Below are 22386 nucleotides of genomic sequence, written 5' to 3' on the forward strand. Positions count from 1 at the left end.
GGTATGACACCTAGCATGTTTTTCGATTAAAAAGACAAAATTATGAAACCTTATTTATATGCAGAAAAAATACAATTCAAAGTTAAAGAAAGAAGTGAGTCTATAATTGCTGAAACTACTTTAAATATTGCTAAAGAGGAGTTTGTTGTAGTACTCGGGGCTAACGGTAGTGGGAAATCTACCTTAGCTAAAATACTTGCCGGTTATTTGAAGCCTACTAGTGGGAAAGTATTTTTAGATCAAATCAGAATCGATAAAATACCTAAAGCTCAGAAAGCTCGTACGCTGGTTACACTAACACAAAAAGCTGAAGAGAGGCTATTTACCGAGCTAACGCTTGAGGAAAATATTACTCTGTGGGAAAGTAGATTCCCTAATAATGAACGGTTAACTTCTAGCGATGTGCTAGAGCTTACAGGCTCGCCTAAACGCTTTTTGCCTTTACTTTCACAGTCGCTCAGTAAATTTTCCGGCGGCGAAAAGCAAATTATACTGCTGGCACTTAGCATAGCTCATCCGCCTAAAATATTATTTCTAGACGAGCATACAGCAAATTTAGACCCAAAAGCTTCGCATGCAGTGATGAAAAAAACAGCAGAGATTATTGAGAAGCATAAGATAACTTCCGTTATGATAACGCATAATTTGGAGGATGCAGTAAATTACGGCAAAAGGCTTATAGTCTTAGATAGTGGTAAGGTAGTACTAAACTACCTAAAACCACCGAGTTTTTCTTTAAAAGAGTTGAAAGAAATGTTATAATCCAAGATCAATATCGCCGGCTAACTTAGTACCAAAAGCGTAGTCACAAATATAATTTGTTAATTCGTCTATTTTTGTTCTTGAGATATCAGAATAGTATTCTAATGAACTTATAACTTGCATTGCATCTTCACCGTTAAAAAGACGCTTTTTTACATCGGTAGATAATCTGTCTTCTGCTTCTTGTGTGCCACGAGTTGGTACTTGTGTAGTCACCGATACCGGTGCAGATGTGACCGCTACTAAAGCTATTATCGCTGGAGCTGCTACTTCATTATTACCGGTAACATCATAATTCAAAATTCTTTGTATCACTACTTCTTGCACCTCCAATTCAATAGTATCATCACTAAATAATATATCAATAGCTTTTCCCTTATCTGCTTCCGTTTTAATATAAGTATTTTTTAAGTCATTAAAATATTTATCTGCTTTAGAGTAAGTCAATGTTTGGTTTACCCGCATCGCTGCAATTAAGATTTGTTTAATTTCTTCTGTAGGTGCATAATCTAAAGGAGTTTTTCCTTGATCATCTGTAACATTGAAATCTGTACCTTGGGTAATTAAAAGCTTAATAGTCTTTACATTTCCTGCACATACTTCGTTGTGTAAAGGGGTGCTTCCATCCGGAAGTCTTTCATTATTAATATTATTTTCTGTTTTTTTTGGCATATAAATATCCTTTTTTGAATTTAAATATTATTTTGTCGTGCGGGTATTATACACAATGTTTTTAATTTCCGCAAGCTAATAGTTAACTTCTTAATTATTAATTAATAAAATTTAATATTTGAGGTAGCATGATTTTTAAATCGGTGTTATCCCGTGATTTATTCACGGAATCCAGTTAAAAATATTAGCGTTGTTAGTATTTTTAGTTGTCTTTTGGATCCCGTGGCGGGGCCACGGGATGACACCGAATGGGTTGCCTAGTGCCACGTAGGCAATACCTCTCTACGAAAGTGAGAATGAAATTGATTGCTGTTGCTTTAAAACTAAGATTTTTTTGGATAAAACCAAACGAGGAGTAAACAGATTAGAAGACCGATATTTAAGAGTAGATTATACTCCGTCATAGAAATACAGAAGATTTTGATTGCGGGTTTCGTGCAGGAGGTGATTGGCTGAGAGTAGAACATTTGCTTGATATGTTGTATAGACAAGCCTTTCGGGATACGGATCATCGATGAGCAAAGAGCACTTGGTTGTACTATCCCTCTTTCTACGAAGCTATGATATGTTGATAATATGCAAGAGCTAAGGATAGTTAGGAGAATGAATATTAAAGTATATTTGCTTAATTGTCTGATGATTAAAGCAGTTAAGCAAATTTTGATTAGCGTTAAATAGGGAAATCTTTCGTAAACGCATAAAGGGCAGGGTGTATAATGGAATATATATTCAGCAATATAAGCGGTAGCAAGTGCTATTATAGAAATTGCAATTAGTCCTAAATGTAGAACTTTATAGCTATCTTTTCTGATGTAATTTATAATAGTAGTAAATGGCATGGGTTTTATTTTTTTAAGGAACGTCATTGCGAGCGACCAAAGGGAGCGTGGCAATCTCAGGATGTTTTACAAGATTGCCACGTCGCTTCGCTCCTCGCAATGACGTTAGTTTATTCTTTAAAATCGTAAAAAATTCAAGTGATATTTTACAAATAAATAAATTTAGTATATTGTCACTGATTATTAATTAAAGTGCAAGAAAAATAAATGTCAGAAATTTGGGAAGATGCTATTAAGTCAAACGCTTGGCCTTTTGTCGAGGCTAAGAAGATATTAGATAGCTTAAACGGTAAAGTTCCTGAAAAAAACTATGTATTATTTGAAACGGGTTACGGTCCTTCAGGTTTGCCTCATATAGGTACTTTTGGTGAGAATGCTCGTATGGTGATGGTGCAGAAAGCGTTTGAGCAATTATCCGATATTCCGACTAAGCTAATCTGCTTTTCCGATGATATGGACGGACTTCGTAAAGTACCGAGTAACATCCCAAATCCTGAAATGGTAGCTGGGTATATGGATATGCCGCTTACTTCTATCCCTGATCCATTCGGTGAATGTGAAAGTTATGGGCATTATATGAATGCAAAGCTTCGCTCATTTCTTGATAAATTTGGCTTTGAGTATGAATTTTATAGCAGTACTAACTGTTATAAAGCCGGTATGTTTGATGAAATGCTGATAAGAGTGCTAGAGAAATATGACGAAATAATGGAGCTGATGCTACCGACTTTTAGAGAAGAGCGAAAGGCTACCTATTCACCTTTCATGCCTATATGCCCGAAAACAGGTAAGGTACTGCAAGTACCTATAGAGAAATGGGATGCTAAAGCAGGTACTGTTACATATAAAGACGAGGACGGTAATTATTTAGAAGTGCCGGTAACGGGAGGGCATTGCAAATTACAGTGGAAGCCGGATTTTGGTATGCGTTGGGCTGCTCTTAAAGTCGATTATGAAATGTACGGCAAAGACCATCTAGCAAATGCTCGGCTTTATTCGGAAATTTGCCGAATCCTAGGAGGCAAGCCGCCGGTGCAGCTATGTTATGAGCTATTTTTAGATGAAAACGGTGAGAAAATATCAAAATCAAAAGGTAATAGTATTAGCGTTGATGATTGGCTTAAATATGCTCCCGTTGAAAGTATGGCATTATTTATGTACCAAAATCCGACTAGAGCTAAGCGTTTGTTTTTTGATGTAATTCCTAAAAATGTTGATGAATATATTACTTTTAATCAGAAATATCATTTAGAAGAGGATAGGGCAAAGCGTTTTGCAAATCCAGTTTATCACATACATCACGGAAATGTACCGAAAATTGAGACTTTTGGCATTACCTATGCGTTGCTTTTAAATCTTACTTCCGTGTGTAATCCTTCTGATAAATCGGTACTTTGGGGATTTATTAGTAAATATGAGCCAAAAGCAACTCCGAATACTAGTCCTTATCTTGACCACTTAGCAGAATTTGCTATAAGATATTATAATGACTTTATTAAAGCACATAAATCATATTTAGCTCCTTCTGAAAAGCATAAGGTTATTTTACAAGATATATTAGATATGTTATCTAGCATATCTGATCAAACCGAAGCTGAAGCGATTCAGAAAGCAATATATGATATAGGAATGAAAGCAGGATATGAAAATCTGCGTGATTACTTCAAGGATCTATATCAGATATTGCTTGGGCAAAGCGAAGGTCCAAGACTTGGGACTTTCATAAAGCTTTACGGTATAAAAGAAACGATGAAGCTGGTTGAAGGAAAGTTGTATACTCGATGAACTTCAAAAATTGGCTACGTCGTCTTATAAGTACTGCGGTGTTCACGTATTAAGTATACGCTCCGCTCCTCGTCTTGTGGACTTCTTGCTCTTTTTGAAGTTGATCTTCGTATACTTTCACGTTGTATTAATGTTATTCCTGCGTGGGCATCTAAGCGTCATTGCGAACGAACGAAGTGAGTGCGGCAATCTCAAGAATTTTGTATTGTTTCATGAGATTGCCACGTCAAGGCTTCGCCTTTTCTCGCAATGACGTTAAAATAAAAACTATTAACAAATGAATGAAATTTTTTGTAGTACGTTACCTATTTTTTTAATTACGCTTCTTGGTAGTATTATCAAAAATAAATGGTTAACTTCAGAAGAATTTTGGCGTGGTATTGAGAAATTATCGTATTTTGTACTATTTCCTGCCATGCTGTTTAATTACGTATCTACTGCCGACTTAAGCGTTGTATCGATAATTAAATTAGTAGTGGCTCTTATTATTTCCACTATCCTTGTATCAATTGGTCTTATAATTTACCAAAAAAAATACAACATAGATAAAATCCAATTTACTTCCATTTTTCAAGGATCAATTCGTTATAATAGCTACATTTTTTTTGGAGTAAGTAGCCCGCTGCTTGGTCCTAGTGGGCTTTCTATTGTCGCCGTTATTTCTTCTTATATGATTATTTTTACCAATATTTTATCGGTAATGATTTTCGCTTATTATATCCCTAATAAATCCGTTACTAATACTATTAGAACTAGTTTTGTTTTAATGATGAAATTAATTGTGCGTAACCCGTTAATTATCGCAAGTTTAGTAGGGTTCGTTTTTAATTACTCAAATCTTGAATTACATTTAGGGCTTAAGAAAACGCTAGATAGTCTTTCTAATGCTGCTTTAGCTATTGGTATGTTAAATGTTGGAGCAGGGCTTAATTTTACTATTAGGCGAGAGGTTTTACACAATGTAATATTTACAAGCTTTATTAAATTAGTTGCATTTCCTCTAGTTAGCGTAATAGTATTATGGTTAATGTCAATTGAGGGGATAGATAGATCGGTAGGAATATTATATAGCTGTCTTCCATGTGCAAGTACGGCTTATGTTCTATCTCGTCAGCTTGACGGTGATCCTGATTCTATGGCGTCGATTATAACATTTACTACTTTTTTCTCAGTGGTTACTATATCAATTATTATGTATGTAATGGGGTAATACTAGATGAACTTGAAAAATTGGCTACGTCGTTCTACAAGTACTGCGGTACTCACGTATTAAGTATACGTTCCGCTCCTCGTCTTGTGAACTCCTTGCTCTTTTCCAAGTTGATCTTTGTATACCAGAAGTAAATAAATAAACAAAACAGGAATTTCTAAAATGGATGAAATGAATAAAATAAATTATGCTGAAGCCCTTGAATATCATGAAAAAGATAAACCGGGTAAAATCGCTATTTCTGCAACAAAGTCTTTAGTTACTCAGCAAGATTTATCGCTTGCGTATTCACCGGGTGTAGCTGCTCCTTGCCTTGAAATTGCTAAAAATTTAGAGGATGTATATAAATATACCGCTCGCGGTAATTTAGTTGCCGTAATCTCTAACGGTACTGCCGTACTTGGGCTTGGTAATTTAGGAGCGGCTGCTTCAAAACCGGTAATGGAAGGAAAAGCCGTATTGTTCAAAAAATTTGCCGATATTGATGCAATTGATTTGGAAGTGAATACGGAAGACCCTGAAGAATTTATTAATGCCGTGAAGTATCTCAGTTATAGTTTTGGGGGGATTAATCTTGAAGATATTAAAGCTCCTGAATGTTTTATTATAGAAGAAAAATTAAAATCTTTAATGGATATACCGGTCTTTCATGATGATCAGCATGGAACGGCGATTATTACCGCCGCAGGGCTAATAAATGCAGCATATCTTACTAATCGCAAGCTTGAAGATTTAAAAATCGTAGTTAACGGAGCAGGGGCTGCCGCTATTGCGTGTATTGATTTATTAATTGCTCTTGGAGTCGATAAATCAAAGATTATTTTATGTGATACAAAAGGTGTTGTGTACAAAGGACGCCTAGAAGGTATAAATAAATGGAAAGAGCTATATGCAAGCGATACTAAGGTTAGAACCTTAGCGGAAAGCTTAAATAATGCAGATGTATTTATAGGGTTATCAGTAAAAGGGGCGGTAACTAAAGAGATGGTGAAAGGGATGGCAAATAATCCGATTATTTTTGCTATGGCTAACCCTGATCCGGAAATTACTCCTGAAGATATAAAGTTTGTGCGGGATGATGCAATTATAGCAACAGGGCGATCTGATTATTATAATCAGATTAATAATGTTATGGGATTTCCTTATATTTTTAGAGGAGCATTAGACGTAAGAGCGAGGACCATTAATACAGAAATGAAAATAGCAGCAGCAAAGGCTATTGCAGATTTAGCCCGTAGACCTGTACCGGAAGAGGTATATAAAGCTTACTCAGGGCGTAAGATGGTTTTCGGTAAGGAATACATCATTCCCGTACCGTTTGATCCTCGTTTAATTACCGTAGTAGCAGCGGCGGTTGCCGTTGCTGCAATAGAAAGCGGCGTTGCTAGGGTTAAAGATTTTAGTATAGGTAAATATAGGAAAGAATTGGGTAGTAGATTAAACCCTACTGCTAACTATATGAATTTCTTAGCTGAAAAAATTCATAATGCACCGCTTAAGCGGATTGTTTTTGCTGAAGGTGAAGAAGAAGAAGTAATTTCTGCTGCTCTTATGATGCGAGACGAGAAATACGGTCATCCGATTATAATCGGTTGTGTTGAGAGAATTGAGGCTACGTTAAAAGAGATAGGTCAAGATATTAGCTTAGACGGAATTCAAATAATGAATGCAGCTTTAACTGATAGTTTAGAGAAATATATTGATTATTTATATAAAAGACTTCAGAGAAAAGGCTATTTATATCGTGATTGTGCTAAACTTGTTAAGACAGATAAGAATATTTTTGCTGCTTGTATGGTAGCTTGCGGTGACGGTGATGCTCTTTTAACCGGTGTTACTAAAAGCTATATCGATAGTTTAGAAGATATCATGAAAGTAATTTCGCCAAAACCTAATCATAGAATCCTTGGCTATTCAATTATGATTGCTAAAGACAATAATATTATTATTTCTGATAATTGTATTACTGAATATCCAAACAGCTTAGAGCTTGCTCAAATAGCAACACAAACGGCAGAAATTGCTAAAAATATGGGGATTACCCCAAGAGTTGCTCTTCTTTCTTTTTCCAGCTTCGGTAATGCTTCTAAGGAAAAAACAGCTCGTATTCGTGAAGCAGTAAATATACTAGATAATTTTAGTAAAGACAAAGAAGAGCTGAGCGGCATGAAAGTAGATTTTGAATATGATGGAGAGATGTCGGTTAAGGTAGCTTTAGACGGTGATTTACGTAAATTATATAAATTTTGTAGATTATCAGGATCTGCAAATGTATTAATTATGCCTGGTTTAAATTCAGCGGCTATTTCTACTGAATTATTACAAGAATTTTCATCCAATAGCTTCATAGGTCCTATAACAAACGGTTTTGAAAACCCCGTTCAAATACTTCAAGCTACAGCAACAGCTAATGAAATACTAAAAATAGCAACTTTTGCTTGCGTTGAGGCTATAAAAGAGGTTTAAGAGGCTATCTATAAATAAATTTTAACCGATAATTTAATTTTTTTTTCTGCGAATTATAAGATTTTTTTGAAATATGAATAACTATTCTTGCAAAAATCTTACAAGCCACAGTAACATAGTAAAATATTAAAAATTGCGGCTTTTACTTGTGTTGAATCTATAAAAGGTCTTTAATTACTAGATATTTAATTAATTTGTGAGAGATAAAATGGACTCATTAGTAAAAAACGAAGTAATTAAACTTTTTAATGATAAGCCAAAAAGCGGAATTGTAAGAATTAAAAAATGGTGTGCTGATAATAATAAAGATTTTGTAGAAGAAACTGCTAAATTTTTTTATGAGGAAAAAAGTAATCTAAATTTAGAGTTTGTAGGAGATTATCTTGGAACAGATGGAGGCGATAATAAAAAAGTATTAGAGAGTTTTACTAAGCAATTTGATTTTAAAGAAAAAGATTATTTAGAAAGTTTACGTGGGTTTTTACAATCATTTAAATTACCGGGCGAAGCTCAAAAAAATAGATAGGTTAGTCGAAAGTTTTGGGATAAACTATTATGAACAAAATTTAAACGGTGAAATAAAAAGTAAGGATGCCGCATATATACTAGCTTACCAAACAATTATGCTTAATACCGACTTGCATAATCCTAGTATTGCCGAACCGAAAAAAATGACTTTTGAGCAATTAAAGAATAATTTAAAAGGTACTAATGAAAGTCAAAATTTTAATGATAATTTTTTGAAAAAGATATATGACGGAATAAAAGCCAAACCTTTCGTACTAAATTTTGTAGATAGTAGTCCTGGTTATGAGATAGATAATATAAGTTCGCAAAATGATCAAACTTTTAAAAAATTAAGTAAATTCTTAGAAGAAAAAAGAAATATTCAAGACGTCTTTCCTAAATTACAAAATAATAATTTAACGGCAGAATTTAAAAATCCTAAAACATTGCTTAATAAGTTTACCGGTTATGAATGGAGTGTAATAGTTAAAGATGAGAAAGGCGGTAAAGCAGAAATTCAAGTCTATAAACCAAGTGTATTTTCAAGATGGTTTTTAGGAAAAAAGTCTAAAATCATAATTCAGCCTTTAAGTGAAGAAGGAAAGCAGCCTTCAGAACAATCATTAAAATTAGCAGCACAAATTACCGCAAGCTTTGAAACTAAAGTAACATCTATTAAAGCAACTTATGATTATTTAAAGGAAGATTTAAAGAGTCGGTATGAGAATATTAGAAATCCTAAAAAAGAATTAGAAAGAGCTAGTTCTATTGCAGAACTACATAAAAATATTAAAGAAATTACAGAAATTGTACAGCAAACAAATCAACAAATACCTGAAAAACCTTTGGCTTCTAAAGAGAGTTTTGAAGATCTCACACAAGCAGAGATAGGAATAAAGCCGGTAGAAATACTAATAAAGAGTTCATCTCAACCAGTAGAAAAGCCAAAATTTAATTCTTTTATAGAAGAGTTAGCATGGAAGAATGCACAAAGAAAGCAAAGTGTTGATACTCCAATAAGTCAAAATAAAGAATCTAAAATCCAAACAGATAATCATGCAAAAATTTTAGAAGAATTAAAGCAAAAACAGAAAGAATTAGAAGATAAGAAAAAGGGGCTTGAAGAAAAAAAAGCTAATTATAATATTACTAGAGAAGAAAGATGGAAAATTGTTGCAGAATTGGAATCTATTAATAATCAATTTAAAGCTATAGAAAAAGAACGTAGTAATATTAATAGTGCTTCAGATAGAGAAAAAAAGTTTGATAATAAAAATAACCCCTCATCGCCTATGAAAGGAGAACCGACAGCTGCAGATTTACAGCAACAAGGAGCATTAGCAGCTATAAAACGTATGAAAGAAGAGAAGATAAAGCAGCAGCAAACAGAAGCTACTAATCAACTTTCAAAAAATACTTCAACTATGCTATACTGGTGCCGCCTCCAATGCCTGGGAGTGGTCTTTCTGTTCCACCACCACCTCCGCCACCGCCACCACCTCCTCCGTCAATTCCAAATATTGTAAAAGAAGAGGCTAAAGATATTGGTAAACAAATACCTCAGGAAAGAGATAAGAATAAAGAAGGACTGGCAAAAGCTATGGAAGCACAAAGAAAAAAAATAGAAAAGCAAAACTCAGGAAGAGGAACGTAACTTGCTGCATGAATCGAAAAATAAGTTCGGTCAAGCCGGCGTTGTTGCATGGCTCTTATGTCATTCCCGCAAAAGCGGGAATCCAGTCAAATAAAGCTTTTAAAAGCTTTATTTGAAAAAAATTATCTAATAAAAAAATCTTTGAAATCAAGATTTTTTTATCATGGATCCCTGCTTTCGCAGGGATGACATCGAGAGCTTTTTGAAAATTGTCCAGTACTATAGGTCAAGTCACGGGATGACAAGAGTGAAATTGAAACAGCACCTTTACAAGAATAACTTAAGAATGGTTAAGGTGTCTTACAAAGCGACCATGTTTAGGCAATATTCATTATTAAATTCCTTTCTTCTTGATTCAATTAAGGAATCAACCAATGATATATTATCTTTATTTCTAGATTTTACTAGTGCTTGAAATAGATGTTGTCATTGCGAGCGACTAAAGGCATTGTTGCATGGCTCGAAAAACCTACTCGATGTCATTCCCGCGTAGGCGGGAATCCAGAAAAATAACTTCAAATATCGATATAAAAGTTATACATTTGATAAAATAAACCTAAAAAACAAGTTTTTTATAGGTTTTACTGGATTCCCGCCTACGCGGGAATGACATAAAACGAGCAATGCAACAACGCCGCGACTAAAAGGAGCGTGGCAATTTCAGGACTTTAGTACGAGATTACTTCGTCAAAACTTACAGTTTTTTCTTGCAATGACGTTGAATTTTTAAGCTATCAACCTTTACTTAGCAATGCCAATCACAGAGCCTAGAATAAGATTTTTTTAAAAATCTTATTCTAAACTAACATTTAGTGTATAGTAAGAATTAAATTAATTATTACTATATGTCTAATTCAGCTTTTTTAGTTGCATTTTTTACAACAATTATCCGTTATTATGATTATGCTCTATTCGGTTTATCGGCTAATATTCTTGCACAAAATTTCTTACCTAATATAGAACAGGATAAACAACTACTCGGCTTTTTTGCCATTCTTAGTGCAGCCGTTATAGTACGACCTTTAGGGTCTTTAATTTTTGGATTTATCGGAGATAAATACGGGCGTACTAAATCTATTAAGATATCAATGTTTATGAGTAGCATTTCTACCGGATTAATTGCTATTGCTCCTTCCTTTGAGATGATAGGTATTTTTGCTACGGTAATACTAACATTATGTCGAATGGTTTTTTTAGCAAGTCTTGCCGGAGAAGTTGACGGAATAAAAATTTATGTAGCTGAAAAAACAGGAGATAATTGGAAAAATTTAAATATAGGAATAGTTTCATGCTGTAGCCAAATAGGTGCATTACTTGCGGCTATAGCTTATTATTATGCTAGCAATTCCGGTATCCTGTATCTATGGCGGTTTAATTTCTTTATCGGTGCAATATTTGGTTTATTTGCTATTTTGATGAGAAATTTTTTTAAAGAAAGTAGTGAATTTTTATATTATAAAAATACAGCGTCATTTAAAAAGCTTGATACAAGCGAATTTTACGGAATTCGTCTGTACTCACGTACTAATGTATGCTCCGCAGCCTCCTCCTTAAATTCATCTTGTCTGAAGCTTTTTAAATTTAGCTGTATACAGCAAATAGAAATTATACGGAATAATAAATCATCCTTTATAATAGCATTACTAATAAACGGTGCTATTGGAGGAGTGTATCATTTTTTAGTAATTTTCTTAGGAGTTTTTTTAACAAAAATAGCTTTTGTAAATCATCCTGAAATAAGATTTATGAATATAGCTCTTACTACTACCTATGGAATATCAGCCGTTTTTGCAGGGCTGCTTGCCGATAAAATAAACCCTTTAAGACAGATTACATGGGCTTTATTTGTTAGCATTATTGCTGTTTTAGGAATGCAAATAATGTTATACAAACAAATATTTAATATTCTCTGTCCTGTTATATTAATAGGACTTGCAGCATTTTATGCAGTACCGCTACAAATTATTGTTCAATCTTTGTTTAAGACTAATGTTAAAATGAGGCTTTATAGTCTATCTCATTCTTTTGGAGGTATTATTCTATCCTCAACTACTCCTTTCTTTAGTATGTTGTTGTGGCAAAATTTTAAGTCACTATCTCTAACTTTAAGCTTTTTTATATTTTTGCTTATAATATTAATGAGTACAGTGTTGGTTTTACGTAGGATGTTATCCTTACATGGATACTAAATCGTCATTGCAAGTGACTAAAGGCTTTGTTGCATGGCTCAATTTCACCTCTGTCATCCCGTGAGCTTGACCACGGGATTCAGTTAAAAATACTAAAATTATTAGTATTTTTTATTGTTTTTGCGGGAATGACATAAATGAGCCATGCAACAGACTCAAAAACAAGAATAATATCAATTGTCTTAGATAACTCTTCCGTCTTTACTGCGACCTGTAGGTTTTATGCTAGGGCTACTTGAAGATTTGGAGCTTTGCTGTGCCTGTGTTCCAATTTGCTTCGCTTCTTTTGCTAAGTTTTCAAATTTGTCTTTTAAGCTTTTTGTATTGCCTTCTTTTATATATGTATCTTCACTAGCTTCTATATAACTCTTAGTTTGCCTTTTAGGTGCATTATCTTTAGATTGAGCATGCTTAGAATGTTCTATTAAAAATTTTGTACGAGGTCTTATTAGTTCATTCTCTTTCCCTTTACCTTTCTGCTTTTCTTCCTCCCATTTATCCCATTCCTCAGGTGATGTCCAGTATCTTGTTATTTTACTATCAAAGCCTTTTTCAAATTTGTTTATTAAATTTTTGGTGCTATTCTCTTTAATTTCTTTACCTCGATTTTCAAACTCAAAATTTTTCTTAGGAGTTATATAGTCAGATTGAGTATTTTCATGTTGTTTTTCTACAGTCTGTTTCTTTTCTTCTGTCCAGTATTTTTCGATTTTGCTGTCAGAGTCTGCTTCAAATTTTGCTATTCTATCTTTTATACCGGTAACTGCTCCTGTAGATATTTTAGGTTGTTCTTGGGTTGATTGCTTAGTATGTTTCGTAGATGTATTTTAGATAATTCATAAGTAAAAGATTCTAAACGAGATAAGTTCTTTTGAACTTTTTCTATATTGGAATTTAAATATTTTATTTCGGGTCCTTTATATTCTATTATATTTTTTAATGTAGTATTAATTTCTACAAAAGATTCTTTAATCTCTTTATTAAACTTATCATCACTATTACTTATCTTACTACAATTAGTAGAAATTTTTTGGAGCTTATCTAATATATCGTTAATTCTCTCATCTTTTTGAGAAGTCGACACCATACTTGCTAAAAATTCGCTTCTTCCTAAATTTCTATTAACATTACTTAAATATAGAGGTATGGTAGAGGCTTTAGTGTAATCTTGTGAAAATTTATCTATCTCTTCTTTAAATCTCTTTAAGAACTTTATTGTATCACCGAATATAGGATGAGTATTCCAGGAAAGAGGAGGAGGGGCCGGTATTGCTTCCTGCATTGGTGATGTATCTTTAGCTAATTCATCATTAAACAAATTGCGTATTTTAGGTAATATATTATCAATATTAACTTGCTTTGGTGATTATCTATAGATAGTTTTTCATTTTGTAGTTCAGATATATAATCATCTACTGCTTCTTTTAATTTATCTAAAACGGCACTATTTTGGGAAGGAGGCAGCATTCCGGTGTAATCCCACTCTAAAGCGATATTATCGCTTCTACGCTCCTCACGAGGATCAGTTAGCTTATAGTAGTTTTTATTTAACAAACGAGGATCACGTGAATTTTCGCTCTTTTCATATTCCTTAATTTCTTCAAATATACCTAGTGTCTTATAAATATTATCTATTTCTTCTTGAGTAAGTCTTTCATTGCTTACTTCTTTTTGTTGGATAGATTTTTGTAGTTCTTTTGTTGCCGTTAACTTATCTTTTGTTGTATTTGAATTTGATAAAATTTTCGCTTGTGCTAAATCAAGAGCTTCAATTAAATTAGTAGACCCGCTTTTTCCAAATGTGGTAGATAATTCTTCTTGACTTGAACCGATTCCTGAATCAATAGAAGAAGATCTAGAAACATTATTAGATTTAGGATTAATATTTGCTTGTTGTACATAAGATTTGCCGGCATCTATTAATATTTTATCAGTGAATTGTTCTAGTTCATTGAATGAGTTTTCTAGTTTTGCAAAAAGTTCTGTTGAGGAATGTACTATTGCCGGTGATAACTTAGGTATAGAATCTTCAGGTATAGTTTCTAAAGAAGGAGAATATTTACTTGTTTCTTTCTGTAGTACTGATTCATTTTGCCTTATTAAATTTGATATATTTTTAAATTTATTTGCTAATTCTTCAGATAATATATCAATCTGGTTATTGTTATTACTTCCGGCATATAAGACTAGAGTCTCCTTTATATTTTGCTAGATATTATCTGCATGATCTATTAATAACATCTTATATTGTAAATCTAATTCGCTTGAATTATTAGTATTACGGAAGTAATTTTTATTTACTGATATACTTTTGCTGAGTATATTTTTAGAAGCTTCTATAAGTTCTTTTTGCCCTTTCTCTTCTTTATTTTTTAACGCTTCAAATAAATTTTGTAAACCGTCTGAAAAATCTCCGGCATTATCAAGGTATAAAAATTTACTTCTTATAATCTCTTGTGCTTTTTGATTGGAAGCTTGTTGAACTTTTTGTTTCTCTTGCATTGCTCTTAGAATGATATTCTTATCTAATGAATTAATCACATCATAAAAATTTTTCATTTCATCTAGTTTTTCTCTAGGTTCTTTTATTTTTTGTAATCTTTCTATTAATTCTTGAAATTTATCCCATTCATGTTGTTCAAGAAAAAATTCTTCTATTTTTGTATTTTTAGCATTAGGGCTTCCTCCGCTACTCAGGATTTTATTTCTAGCTGCCTGTAATCTAGATGATTGATGAGAGTTGATATTATTAATCAAATCTAAAATTTCTTTTGATGTCTTATTAAATTCTTCATTATTAGTTGGATTTTTGATTGTTTCTTGAACTGTTTCCCTTAACTTTATTATTTCTTCTTTAAGGCTAAGCTCTACTTTTTGTTGACCGTGTGTTATAGCTTGTTCGTTTTTTTGTGAGGCAAGTATTTTTTTATCTTGCTGTATATTTAAGTTCTTTTTCCCTACTTTCTGAACAACTTCTTCCATCAATTGCAATAGATTAATATTGCCCTTTATTTCTACTCCTTACTCATTAGTGATCGGTAATGAATTACTTAGTCTTAATAATTCTGAAAAATCTGAAGGGGATATTAGGACATCAAGTTGAGCTTTCGTTTTTCTACCTTTTCCGTCTTCCTTAAAGCCTTCAACTTTACCAATACTAATAGGTAGATTTTTTAAATAAATTTCTTTACTAGTGCCTTGTATATTTTTATCAGTTGCCACTTTGTTTGCTACTTTGAAGTTAGCTTGTTGCTGAGAAACATACAGTCCAGGCTTTCTAGGGTCTATTTTGTTTATTAGAGCTTCTATAAAATTAGTTGTACGTGTTATAGCTAGTTTATCTGCTTCTAAAATATTATTTAAATTAGTATTTTTTATTAAATAAAGATTTCTTATTAGCCGGTCTAATTCATTCTTATGTTTCATAATTTCCCTCTATTAATAAAAATAAACCAAAATGTAATACCATTTATGTTAAATTAACAATACTAATAATTAGTATTAATTCAATATTTTAAATCTTGTTGTATTTGTGCTTCAATAATATAATTTTATCATTTATTTTATCGTCTCAATAAGTTTTTTAACTCCCTCAACTGATTTATCAAATAGTGCTTTTTCCTCTGGAGTTAACTGTAGTTCTATTACTTTTATGACACCTTCTTTACCTATAATAATAGGTACTCCGACATATAAATCATTAACCCCATATTCACCTTGTAGATAAGCGGCACAAGTTAGAATTTGATGTTTATCTTTTAAATATGTTTCAAGCATTTCTATTGCTGAGGCTGCAGGGGCATAATAAGCAGAACCTGTTTTAAGTAATGCAACAATCTCACCGCCGCCGTTTCTAGTACGATCGATTATTTTTTCAATATTCTCATTACTTGATAAGCCCATTTTTATCAAGTCAGGTATCGGCACTCCTGATATTGTAGAATATCTTGCAAGAGGTACCATAGCATCACCATGACCGCCGAGAACTGTGCTATTAACATTGCTAACCGATACTTTAAATTCTTCAGCAAGAAAAAGATTAAATCTTGATGAGTCAAGTACGCCTGCCATCCCTATTACTTTATTATGAGGTAGTCCGCTTTCTTTAAGCATGACATATACCATAACGTCAAGCGGGTTGGTAATTACTATTACAAAGGCATCAGGAGCGTATTTTTTAACATTCTCTGCAACATTTTTCATAATACCGGTATTAATGCTAATTAAATCATCTCTACTCATTCCTGGTTTTCTTGGTAAACCGGCAGTAATAATTATTGCATCAGACCTTTCAATATCTTTATAGTCGTTTGTGCCTTTTATTTTGATATCAGATCCGGCTATTGTACCGGCTTGCATGAGATCCAATGCTTTTCCTTGCGGTACTCCTTCAGCCACATCAAATAACACGATATCACCGAGTTCTCTAAGGCTAATTAAGTGAGCAAGCGTACCACCTATGTTACCGCTACCTATTAATGAGATTTTTGGATTTTTTTTCATTACTCCCTCTACAAATATTAAATATGCCTATTACTATATTACAAATAGATTCAAGAAAAAAGAATTTTTAAATTATATTATTAATTGGTTAATTCATAAAAATTAACCATTCACATTGACTTTATTAAAATAGATTAATATAATGCCGAGTCGAAAATACCATGAAACATGGAATTTTAATAAAATAACTAAAAAAAAGAAGATAACTACGCCTAAAAAATTTCTAAGTTAATAAATATTTTTAAATCTTGTATAGGAAAGGGGAATAATTCAAAAGAATGTAAAACCGTTCCAGATGTGTTTCATGATTTACGCATTAGTATTAACAATAATCTTAATAGTAAAGATGTAAGCTTTGATACGGTAGATAGCCCAGAAAACAAAAGTACCCTACATCATGTAACTGACTTAGTAGAACTTAAAGAGTTGCTTCAGAAAAATATTGATCCTAATATACAAGATGAGAATGGTTATACTGCTTTAGAGGTTACAGGTAATTTTGAAAAAGCCAAAATGTTACTTGAATATGGTGCTAAGGTGAATGACTATAAACAGATGGGTGAAGTATTATATTACTGTGGTCGTAACTCAGTAGAAAACAAAATTATTCTTTCACTATTAATGTATAATAATGCTAATACCAACTTTACAAAAGCAAATTTAGTAAGACAATGTAAAGAAGCACATGAAGAGGCAGAGCGGTTAATAAAACGAATTGAAAAAATAAAGGGCTTAATATATCAAAGTAAAGAAGTAGAGACGTTAAGAGTATATGTTGATAGATTGCAGAACTTAAAAAATAAATATGAAGAAGCAAACCAAGATGTTTCAAAAATAATATTAGATTATATTGAAAATCAAGAGAGCGATAGTTTAAAAGCTAAGCTTGTTACTACTTGTCAAAATCTGGGGTTAATCGAAGATTATTCGGAAGTAGCTCAAGAAAATGCATTATATAAGTGCTTGGATGAGGCTTTTGATTTACTTGATCAAGGATTAATAGGAGAGGATGCTCAAATATAGTGGTTTAATTCATAGTATCAAGTAATTTTTGAAAGGTCCTTTATGTCCTTCCTAGCTTAGTGTTATCCACATGGGCATAAAGTCGTCATTGCGAGTAGGCATTGTTGCGTAGACCTGTTTATCCGTCATTGCGAGGAAATTGCATAGCAATTGACGAAGCAATCCAGTAAAAAATTCTGTAAATCAGAATTTTTTTTATTATTTTCCTAGATTGTCGCTTCGCTCCTCGCAATGACGATTTAACATCCACGCAACAAGACCGCTCGCAATGACGACTTGGTATTCACGCTGGCAATGTCTTGCAGGATGATACACAAAACTATCAACGTTTTATCATCTTATTATATTGTTCCGATAAAACTTTTACGCCGTATAGCCATAATAGACATACGATTACAAAGCTAAACATCAATAAACCGGCTATGTCGTTATGTACGGCATTCGGGAAAATACTAAAGGATATGAATTGAATAATAGCACCTATTGATTTACCGATTTTAGTACCCATAACATCAACGGCAGCTTTACCTTTGGTCTTCATTTCACTATCGAGCGGAATATATACCATTTCTTTAGTAGCATCAAAAAGTGAATATTTTACGGATTTAGAAAGTACATGCCAAAGTCCGCCGATAAAAACTATAACGACAAGCGGCGAACTATAGCCGAGAGTATTTACGATATTTCCTAGGTGATTTTCAAAAACCGTGAATGAAAAGAACATAACGCCTGCTCCAAACATCATAATCGGTGTTATAATAGCTCCCCAAAACCAGCCGCATATTCTAATTAAACTACTTCCTAAAAACGCACTAACTAACGTGAGTACTCCCGTCCAAAAAAACACTTCACCGTGATAGGATATAAAATCCTTTGTAGCAGGATAGAGTTGTTTTACTTTTGACATCCATAATCCTTCTATTAGGCTAATACTCATAGAATAAGACATTACAAGAAGACAAATAAAACCGAGATATCTAGAAGTTAATATTACTTTTGCACTTTCGACTAAGCTTAATTTTAATATATCCGTTCTTTGGTTTTTAAATTTAATATTTTTGTCTGCTTCTACGACTGATTTATCAATAAGTTTATGAAGAGCTAGACAAATTAATCCGGATATTAAAATAACCGTAATAAATGATTTTAAAAGGATTTCATTTGTATCGTTTAGATGAGAAAATAAAGGTAATAAGAAATGCTCACTCTTAGCAAAATAAATAATTACGGTTCCTGAGATGAGTAAATTAGTTTGTCCAAATAAAGTAAAAAATGAGTAAAATCTCGGTGCTTCTTCGACTTTAGTAATTTTATTTGCAAGCTGCCAATATAAAAGAGTAAATACTATAACCGGCCATAATTCTCCTATAATATAAAATAATACTAAACTCCACTGTCCCCAAATTATTAAAAACCATTTTAAGTGAGGAAGAACAGTGATATAGTGCTTAATTAATTCGGGATCGGGATGAAAAAACTCTCTGTACGGAAATAAAATAAAACCAAAAATTGCAAAGAAAAATAAAAAAGTGCCGGTAATTATCCTAAAAACTTGCTCTGTTGTCATAATATTACAGAGTTTAGAATAAAGAATAACAAATAAAATTCCCATAGGCATTTCGCCCCAAAGTTTGATAAAACTCAATACTTCCGAGCTAATTAAGGTAACAACAAAACTATCTTTAATACTACGAACTAAGTTTTGATTAAGTAGAATAAAAAACATTAGTAAGGCCATCGGGATGAATTTGGTTAATTCATACGATCTAATCGGCCATACTATATGCCTAAATTTACTGTTTCTGGCTTTATTCCAAATTGTGAAGTTAGAATCCACGGCATCCATTGATTTACTATGAGCTTATTTTTTTAGTACCGGAGTGGATACTAGAGTCATCATTGCGAGAAGAATTACGCAGTAATTCGACGAAGCAATCTCAGGAGTTTGTTATTATTTCATGAGATTGCCACGCAGCCTATGGCTGCTCGCAATGACGGAAAAACCGTTCTACGCAACAAGACTTTTGCAGGGATGACCCACAGAGTTTTTCAAAAACTGTCCGGCTATATTATTTTTTATGCAACCTAGACTATAATAAAAACTATGTCAAGATTTTTTAAAATAGTCTCATATATTGTTGTTAATTACATTTGTTATATACTCGATGAACTTGAAAAATTGGCTACGTCGTTCTACAAGATCTGTGGTGCTCACGTATTAAGTATACGCTCCGCTCCTCGACTTGTGAACTCCTTGCTCTTTTCCAAGTTGATCTTCGTATACCAACTATTCATTTACGCGGAGTATACTCAATCGCTGCTTTAATAAACTGAATAAATAACGGATGAGCTTCAAAAGGTTTAGATTTAAATTCCGGATGAAATTGTACTCCTACGAACCAACGAAGTTTCGGTAGTTCAATTATTTCTACAATCTCTTCATCCTTTGAAAAACCGCTAAATACTACTCCGTTTTTTTTAAAAATATTTTGAAATTCATTATTAAATTTATATCTATGACGATGTCTCTCGTTTATTTCAAGGCTTTTATAAGCATTAGCTGCAATGGTACTTGCAACCAAACTACAAGGATAAGAGCCGAGTCTCATAGTCTTTTTTACATTTTCAATTGTTATTTTTGAGTCTTCACAGTTTTTATTTATTTTCTCAATAATTTTTGTACCTTCTACTTTAAATTCTTCCGTTACTGCATCTTTAATACCGATTAAGTTCTGAGCTATTTCGATCGTTGCAAGTTGCATACCGAAACATATTCCAAAAAAAGGTATGTTATTAGTGCGAGCATATGTTATTGCTGTAATTTTTCCTTTAGTTGCCAGTTCTCCAAATCCGCCCGGTACTAAAATCCCGTCTATATTTAATAATTTTTTATTAATATTCTCTTCAGTTAGATTTTCAGCATTTATCCATACTAAATCAATTTTGTATTTGTAATAAATACCTGCATGATCAAGTGCCTCGATTACTGATTTATAAGCCTCTTTTAATTTATGATATTTAGCTATTATAGCAATTCTTACTTTTGAATTAGAATCTTTTAGCCTACCAATTATATCATACCATTTATCTAATTTGGACGGTACAACATTAATATTAAAAAATTTTAGTACTTTATTGTCAAGACCTGAATTATGATACGCAATCGGTACTAAATATATATTTTTTTGATCTATTGCCGGAATAACATACTCAGATTCTATATTACAAAATAAAGCTATTTTATCTATTTCGCTTTTTGAAATGTTACGTTCTGCACGACAGACTAGTATATTAGGTGTAATACCTATAGCACGTAATTCTTTAACTGAGTGTTGGGTAGGTTTTGTTTTCAATTCACGGGCAGTTTTAACATAAGGTAATAATGTTAAATGAATAAATAAGCAATTTTCGCTTTTTAATTTGTTACCGATTTGCCTTATAGCTTCAAAAAACGGTAGACCTTCAATATCGCCGACTGTACCGCCTATTTCACAAATAATAAAATCAAAGCCCTTGGTGTTTGAAAGTATAAAATCTTTTATTATATTTGTAACATGCGGGATGATTTGAACGGTAACGCCGGTGTAATTTCCTAAACGTTCCTCTTTAAGTAATTTTGAGTATATCGCTCCTGTTGTGATGCTATCAAACTTGCATGAGGAAACTCCGGTAAAACGTTCATAATGTCCAAGATCTAGATCAGTTTCTGCTCCGTCATCCGTTACATATACTTCCCCATGTTCGTGAGGATTCATAGTCCCAGGGTCGACGTTAAGATAAGGGTCTAGTTTTCGTACGCAAACTTTAAATCCTTTCGCTTGTAATAGCATAGCAAGAGATGCTGCCGTTAGACCTTTACCGAGTGATGAAACAACGCCGCCGGTAACAAAAATGAAACGTACCATTATTTATTATAAACCTAGTTTACTAATATTTTCGTAAAATTTTACTGCTTTTTTTAAGTCGTCTTCCGTATCTACGGAAATAGGAACATTCTCAACTAAACATGTACCTATAGTCATACCGTTTTCAAGGACACGTAATTGTTCTAAACGTTCTGTTTTTTCTAAAAAAATCGGCTTAAGAGATACAAATTTTTCTAAAGCGTTTTTGCGAAAACCATACATGCCTACATGATATAAAAATTCTTCTGCACCGTTTGGAATAAGACTACGCGAAAAATACAATGCTTTCCCCGCCGAGTCAACCGCTACGGTAACATTACTACTAGCTTTTACTGATTCTCTATCTACCTTTACTACCGGTGTAACAATATCGTACTCGCTGTTTTTTAAATATTCTATAATTTTCAAAATAGAGCTAGGTTCAATGAAAGGCATATCTCCCTGTACATTAACTATGTAATTAATGTTTTGATTATTTGGAATTAATTTAAAAGCTTCATAAGTACGATCAGTACCGGTTGGGATAGCACTATCCGTGAATATTACTTTTCCTCCGACTTTTTTAATAATATTTGCTATCTCTTCCGAGTCGGTCGCAACATATGTATGCTCAAGGTTAGCCTGATTTACTTGTTTGAATACCCGCTCGATTAAAGTTATAGAGCCGATAAGCTGCAGCGGTTTTTGTTTAAGCCTAGTTGAACTTAGCCTTGAGGGGATAATTATAGCCACATCCTTATTCTGCATAAACTTCCTATATATTAAATTAAAAATAATTGTTGACAGATTAGCCTTTTTCGGCGATAAAGTAAAACATAATTTTTGAATATATTCAATATTCGATGAATTTCAAAAATTGGCTACGTCGTCT

Annotated in this window: 20 protein-coding genes and 2 pseudogenes; 10 read left to right on the top strand and 12 right to left on the bottom strand. The window is 32.8% G+C overall.

The genetic code is table 11. The features are described from left to right. The first annotated feature begins 42 nt into the window (after window positions 1–42). On the top strand, window positions 43–762 hold the full coding sequence (locus ACE38Q_RS01650; RefSeq protein WP_500189847.1) for an ATP-binding cassette domain-containing protein: 720 nt from the start codon (window positions 43–45) through the stop codon (window positions 760–762). Here ACE38Q_RS01650 and ACE38Q_RS01655 read toward each other — a convergent pair. After that, entirely contained in the window at window positions 757–1434 is a 678-nt protein-coding gene (locus ACE38Q_RS01655; RefSeq protein WP_500189848.1) for an ankyrin repeat domain-containing protein, read from the bottom strand. The genes ACE38Q_RS01650 and ACE38Q_RS01655 overlap by 6 nt on opposite strands. Window positions 1435–1757: 323 nt before the next feature. Beyond that, the gene (locus tag ACE38Q_RS01660) at window positions 1758–2273 is read right to left on the bottom strand and encodes a disulfide bond formation protein B (RefSeq protein ID WP_500189849.1); all 516 of its coding nucleotides are present in this window, start codon (window positions 2271–2273) and stop codon (window positions 1758–1760) included. Window positions 2274–2480: 207 nt separating this feature from the next. Between ACE38Q_RS01660 and ACE38Q_RS01665 the strand changes: the two genes are divergently transcribed. The 6 genes from ACE38Q_RS01665 (at window position 2481) to ACE38Q_RS01690 (ending at window position 12084) form a co-directional block, all read left to right on the top strand. After that, complete coding sequence (locus ACE38Q_RS01665) at window positions 2481–4058, top strand: lysine--tRNA ligase (protein WP_500189850.1); 1578 nt, start codon at window positions 2481–2483, stop codon at window positions 4056–4058. A 277-nt stretch (window positions 4059–4335) separates the two neighbouring features. Beyond that, complete coding sequence (locus tag ACE38Q_RS01670; protein WP_500189851.1) at window positions 4336–5268, top strand: AEC family transporter; 933 nt, start codon at window positions 4336–4338, stop codon at window positions 5266–5268. Window positions 5269–5430: 162 nt separating this feature from the next. Continuing rightward, window positions 5431–7734, top strand: coding sequence for an NADP-dependent malic enzyme (locus ACE38Q_RS01675; RefSeq protein ID WP_500189852.1), 2304 nt, complete (start codon window positions 5431–5433; stop codon window positions 7732–7734). A 196-nt stretch (window positions 7735–7930) separates the two neighbouring features. Further along, a complete protein-coding gene (locus tag ACE38Q_RS01680; protein ID WP_500189853.1) occupies window positions 7931–8260 on the top strand; it encodes a Sec7 domain-containing protein in 330 nt (109 codons plus the stop codon). After that, the gene (locus ACE38Q_RS01685; RefSeq protein ID WP_500189854.1) at window positions 8208–9767 is read left to right on the top strand and encodes a Sec7 domain-containing protein; all 1560 of its coding nucleotides are present in this window, start codon (window positions 8208–8210) and stop codon (window positions 9765–9767) included. The genes ACE38Q_RS01680 and ACE38Q_RS01685 overlap by 53 nt, the downstream gene beginning before the upstream one ends. 973 nt (window positions 9768–10740) lie before the next feature. Continuing rightward, on the top strand, window positions 10741–12084 hold the full coding sequence (locus ACE38Q_RS01690) for an MFS transporter (protein WP_500189855.1): 1344 nt from the start codon (window positions 10741–10743) through the stop codon (window positions 12082–12084). Between the two features lie 182 nt (window positions 12085–12266). Here the strand turns inward: ACE38Q_RS01690 and ACE38Q_RS01695 are convergent, their stop codons facing one another. From ACE38Q_RS01695 to ACE38Q_RS01710, 4 genes and pseudogenes are all read right to left on the bottom strand, one after another. Next, window positions 12267–12446 (bottom strand): hypothetical protein, encoded by a 180-nt coding sequence (locus tag ACE38Q_RS01695; RefSeq protein WP_500191195.1) that lies wholly within the window; start codon window positions 12444–12446, stop codon window positions 12267–12269. A gap of 141 nt (window positions 12447–12587) precedes the next feature. Continuing rightward, a pseudogene (locus tag ACE38Q_RS01700) lies at window positions 12588–12970 on the bottom strand (hypothetical protein); the annotation flags it as partial. Next, window positions 12959–13171, bottom strand: a pseudogene (locus ACE38Q_RS01705) (hypothetical protein); the annotation flags it as partial. The pseudogenes ACE38Q_RS01700 and ACE38Q_RS01705, both read right to left, overlap by 12 nt. Before the next feature lie 212 nt (window positions 13172–13383). Continuing rightward, window positions 13384–13638, bottom strand: coding sequence for a hypothetical protein (locus ACE38Q_RS01710; RefSeq protein ID WP_500189856.1), 255 nt, complete (start codon window positions 13636–13638; stop codon window positions 13384–13386). A 103-nt stretch (window positions 13639–13741) separates the two neighbouring features. On the opposite strand from ACE38Q_RS01710, the gene ACE38Q_RS01715 reads away from it, so the two are divergent. Together ACE38Q_RS01715 and ACE38Q_RS01720 are read left to right on the top strand one after the other, a co-directional pair. Next, window positions 13742–13906: a hypothetical protein gene (locus ACE38Q_RS01715; RefSeq protein WP_500189857.1), complete on the top strand. Its 165-nt coding sequence runs from the start codon at window positions 13742–13744 to the stop codon at window positions 13904–13906. A gap of 111 nt (window positions 13907–14017) precedes the next feature. Further along, entirely contained in the window at window positions 14018–14296 is a 279-nt protein-coding gene (locus tag ACE38Q_RS01720) for a hypothetical protein (protein ID WP_500189858.1), read from the top strand. Here the strand turns inward: ACE38Q_RS01720 and ACE38Q_RS01725 are convergent. From ACE38Q_RS01725 to mdh, 3 genes are all read right to left on the bottom strand, one after another. Further along, window positions 14293–15066: a hypothetical protein gene (locus ACE38Q_RS01725; protein WP_500189859.1), complete on the bottom strand. Its 774-nt coding sequence runs from the start codon at window positions 15064–15066 to the stop codon at window positions 14293–14295. The genes ACE38Q_RS01720 and ACE38Q_RS01725 overlap by 4 nt on opposite strands. A 39-nt stretch (window positions 15067–15105) precedes the next feature. Then, entirely contained in the window at window positions 15106–15510 is a 405-nt protein-coding gene (locus ACE38Q_RS01730) for a hypothetical protein (RefSeq protein WP_500189860.1), read from the bottom strand. Window positions 15511–15642: 132 nt separating this feature from the next. Further along, window positions 15643–16587: a malate dehydrogenase gene (gene mdh / locus ACE38Q_RS01735; RefSeq protein WP_500189861.1), complete on the bottom strand. Its 945-nt coding sequence runs from the start codon at window positions 16585–16587 to the stop codon at window positions 15643–15645. A 297-nt stretch (window positions 16588–16884) separates the two neighbouring features. Between mdh and ACE38Q_RS01740 the strand changes: the two genes are divergently transcribed. Beyond that, window positions 16885–17610, top strand: a complete 726-nt coding sequence (locus tag ACE38Q_RS01740; protein ID WP_500189862.1) for a hypothetical protein — start codon at window positions 16885–16887, stop codon at window positions 17608–17610. A gap of 322 nt (window positions 17611–17932) precedes the next feature. On the opposite strand, the gene tlc2 is transcribed toward ACE38Q_RS01740, so the two are convergent. From tlc2 to ACE38Q_RS01755, 3 genes are all read right to left on the bottom strand, one after another. Further along, a complete protein-coding gene (gene tlc2, locus ACE38Q_RS01745; RefSeq protein WP_500189863.1) occupies window positions 17933–19456 on the bottom strand; it encodes a nucleotide exchange transporter Tlc2 in 1524 nt (507 codons plus the stop codon). 445 nt (window positions 19457–19901) lie between these two features. After that, window positions 19902–21515 carry a CTP synthase gene (gene pyrG / locus ACE38Q_RS01750; protein ID WP_500189864.1) on the bottom strand — a complete coding sequence of 538 codons (1614 nt, stop codon included), beginning with the start codon at window positions 21513–21515 and terminating at the stop codon, window positions 19902–19904. A gap of 6 nt (window positions 21516–21521) precedes the next feature. Continuing rightward, the gene (locus ACE38Q_RS01755; protein ID WP_500189865.1) at window positions 21522–22262 is read right to left on the bottom strand and encodes a 3-deoxy-manno-octulosonate cytidylyltransferase; all 741 of its coding nucleotides are present in this window, start codon (window positions 22260–22262) and stop codon (window positions 21522–21524) included. Window positions 22263–22386: the final 124 nt, after the last annotated feature.

Source organism: Rickettsia endosymbiont of Thecocarcelia acutangulata (assembly GCF_964263195.1).
GTDB lineage: Bacteria > Pseudomonadota > Alphaproteobacteria > Rickettsiales > Rickettsiaceae > Rickettsia > Rickettsia felis.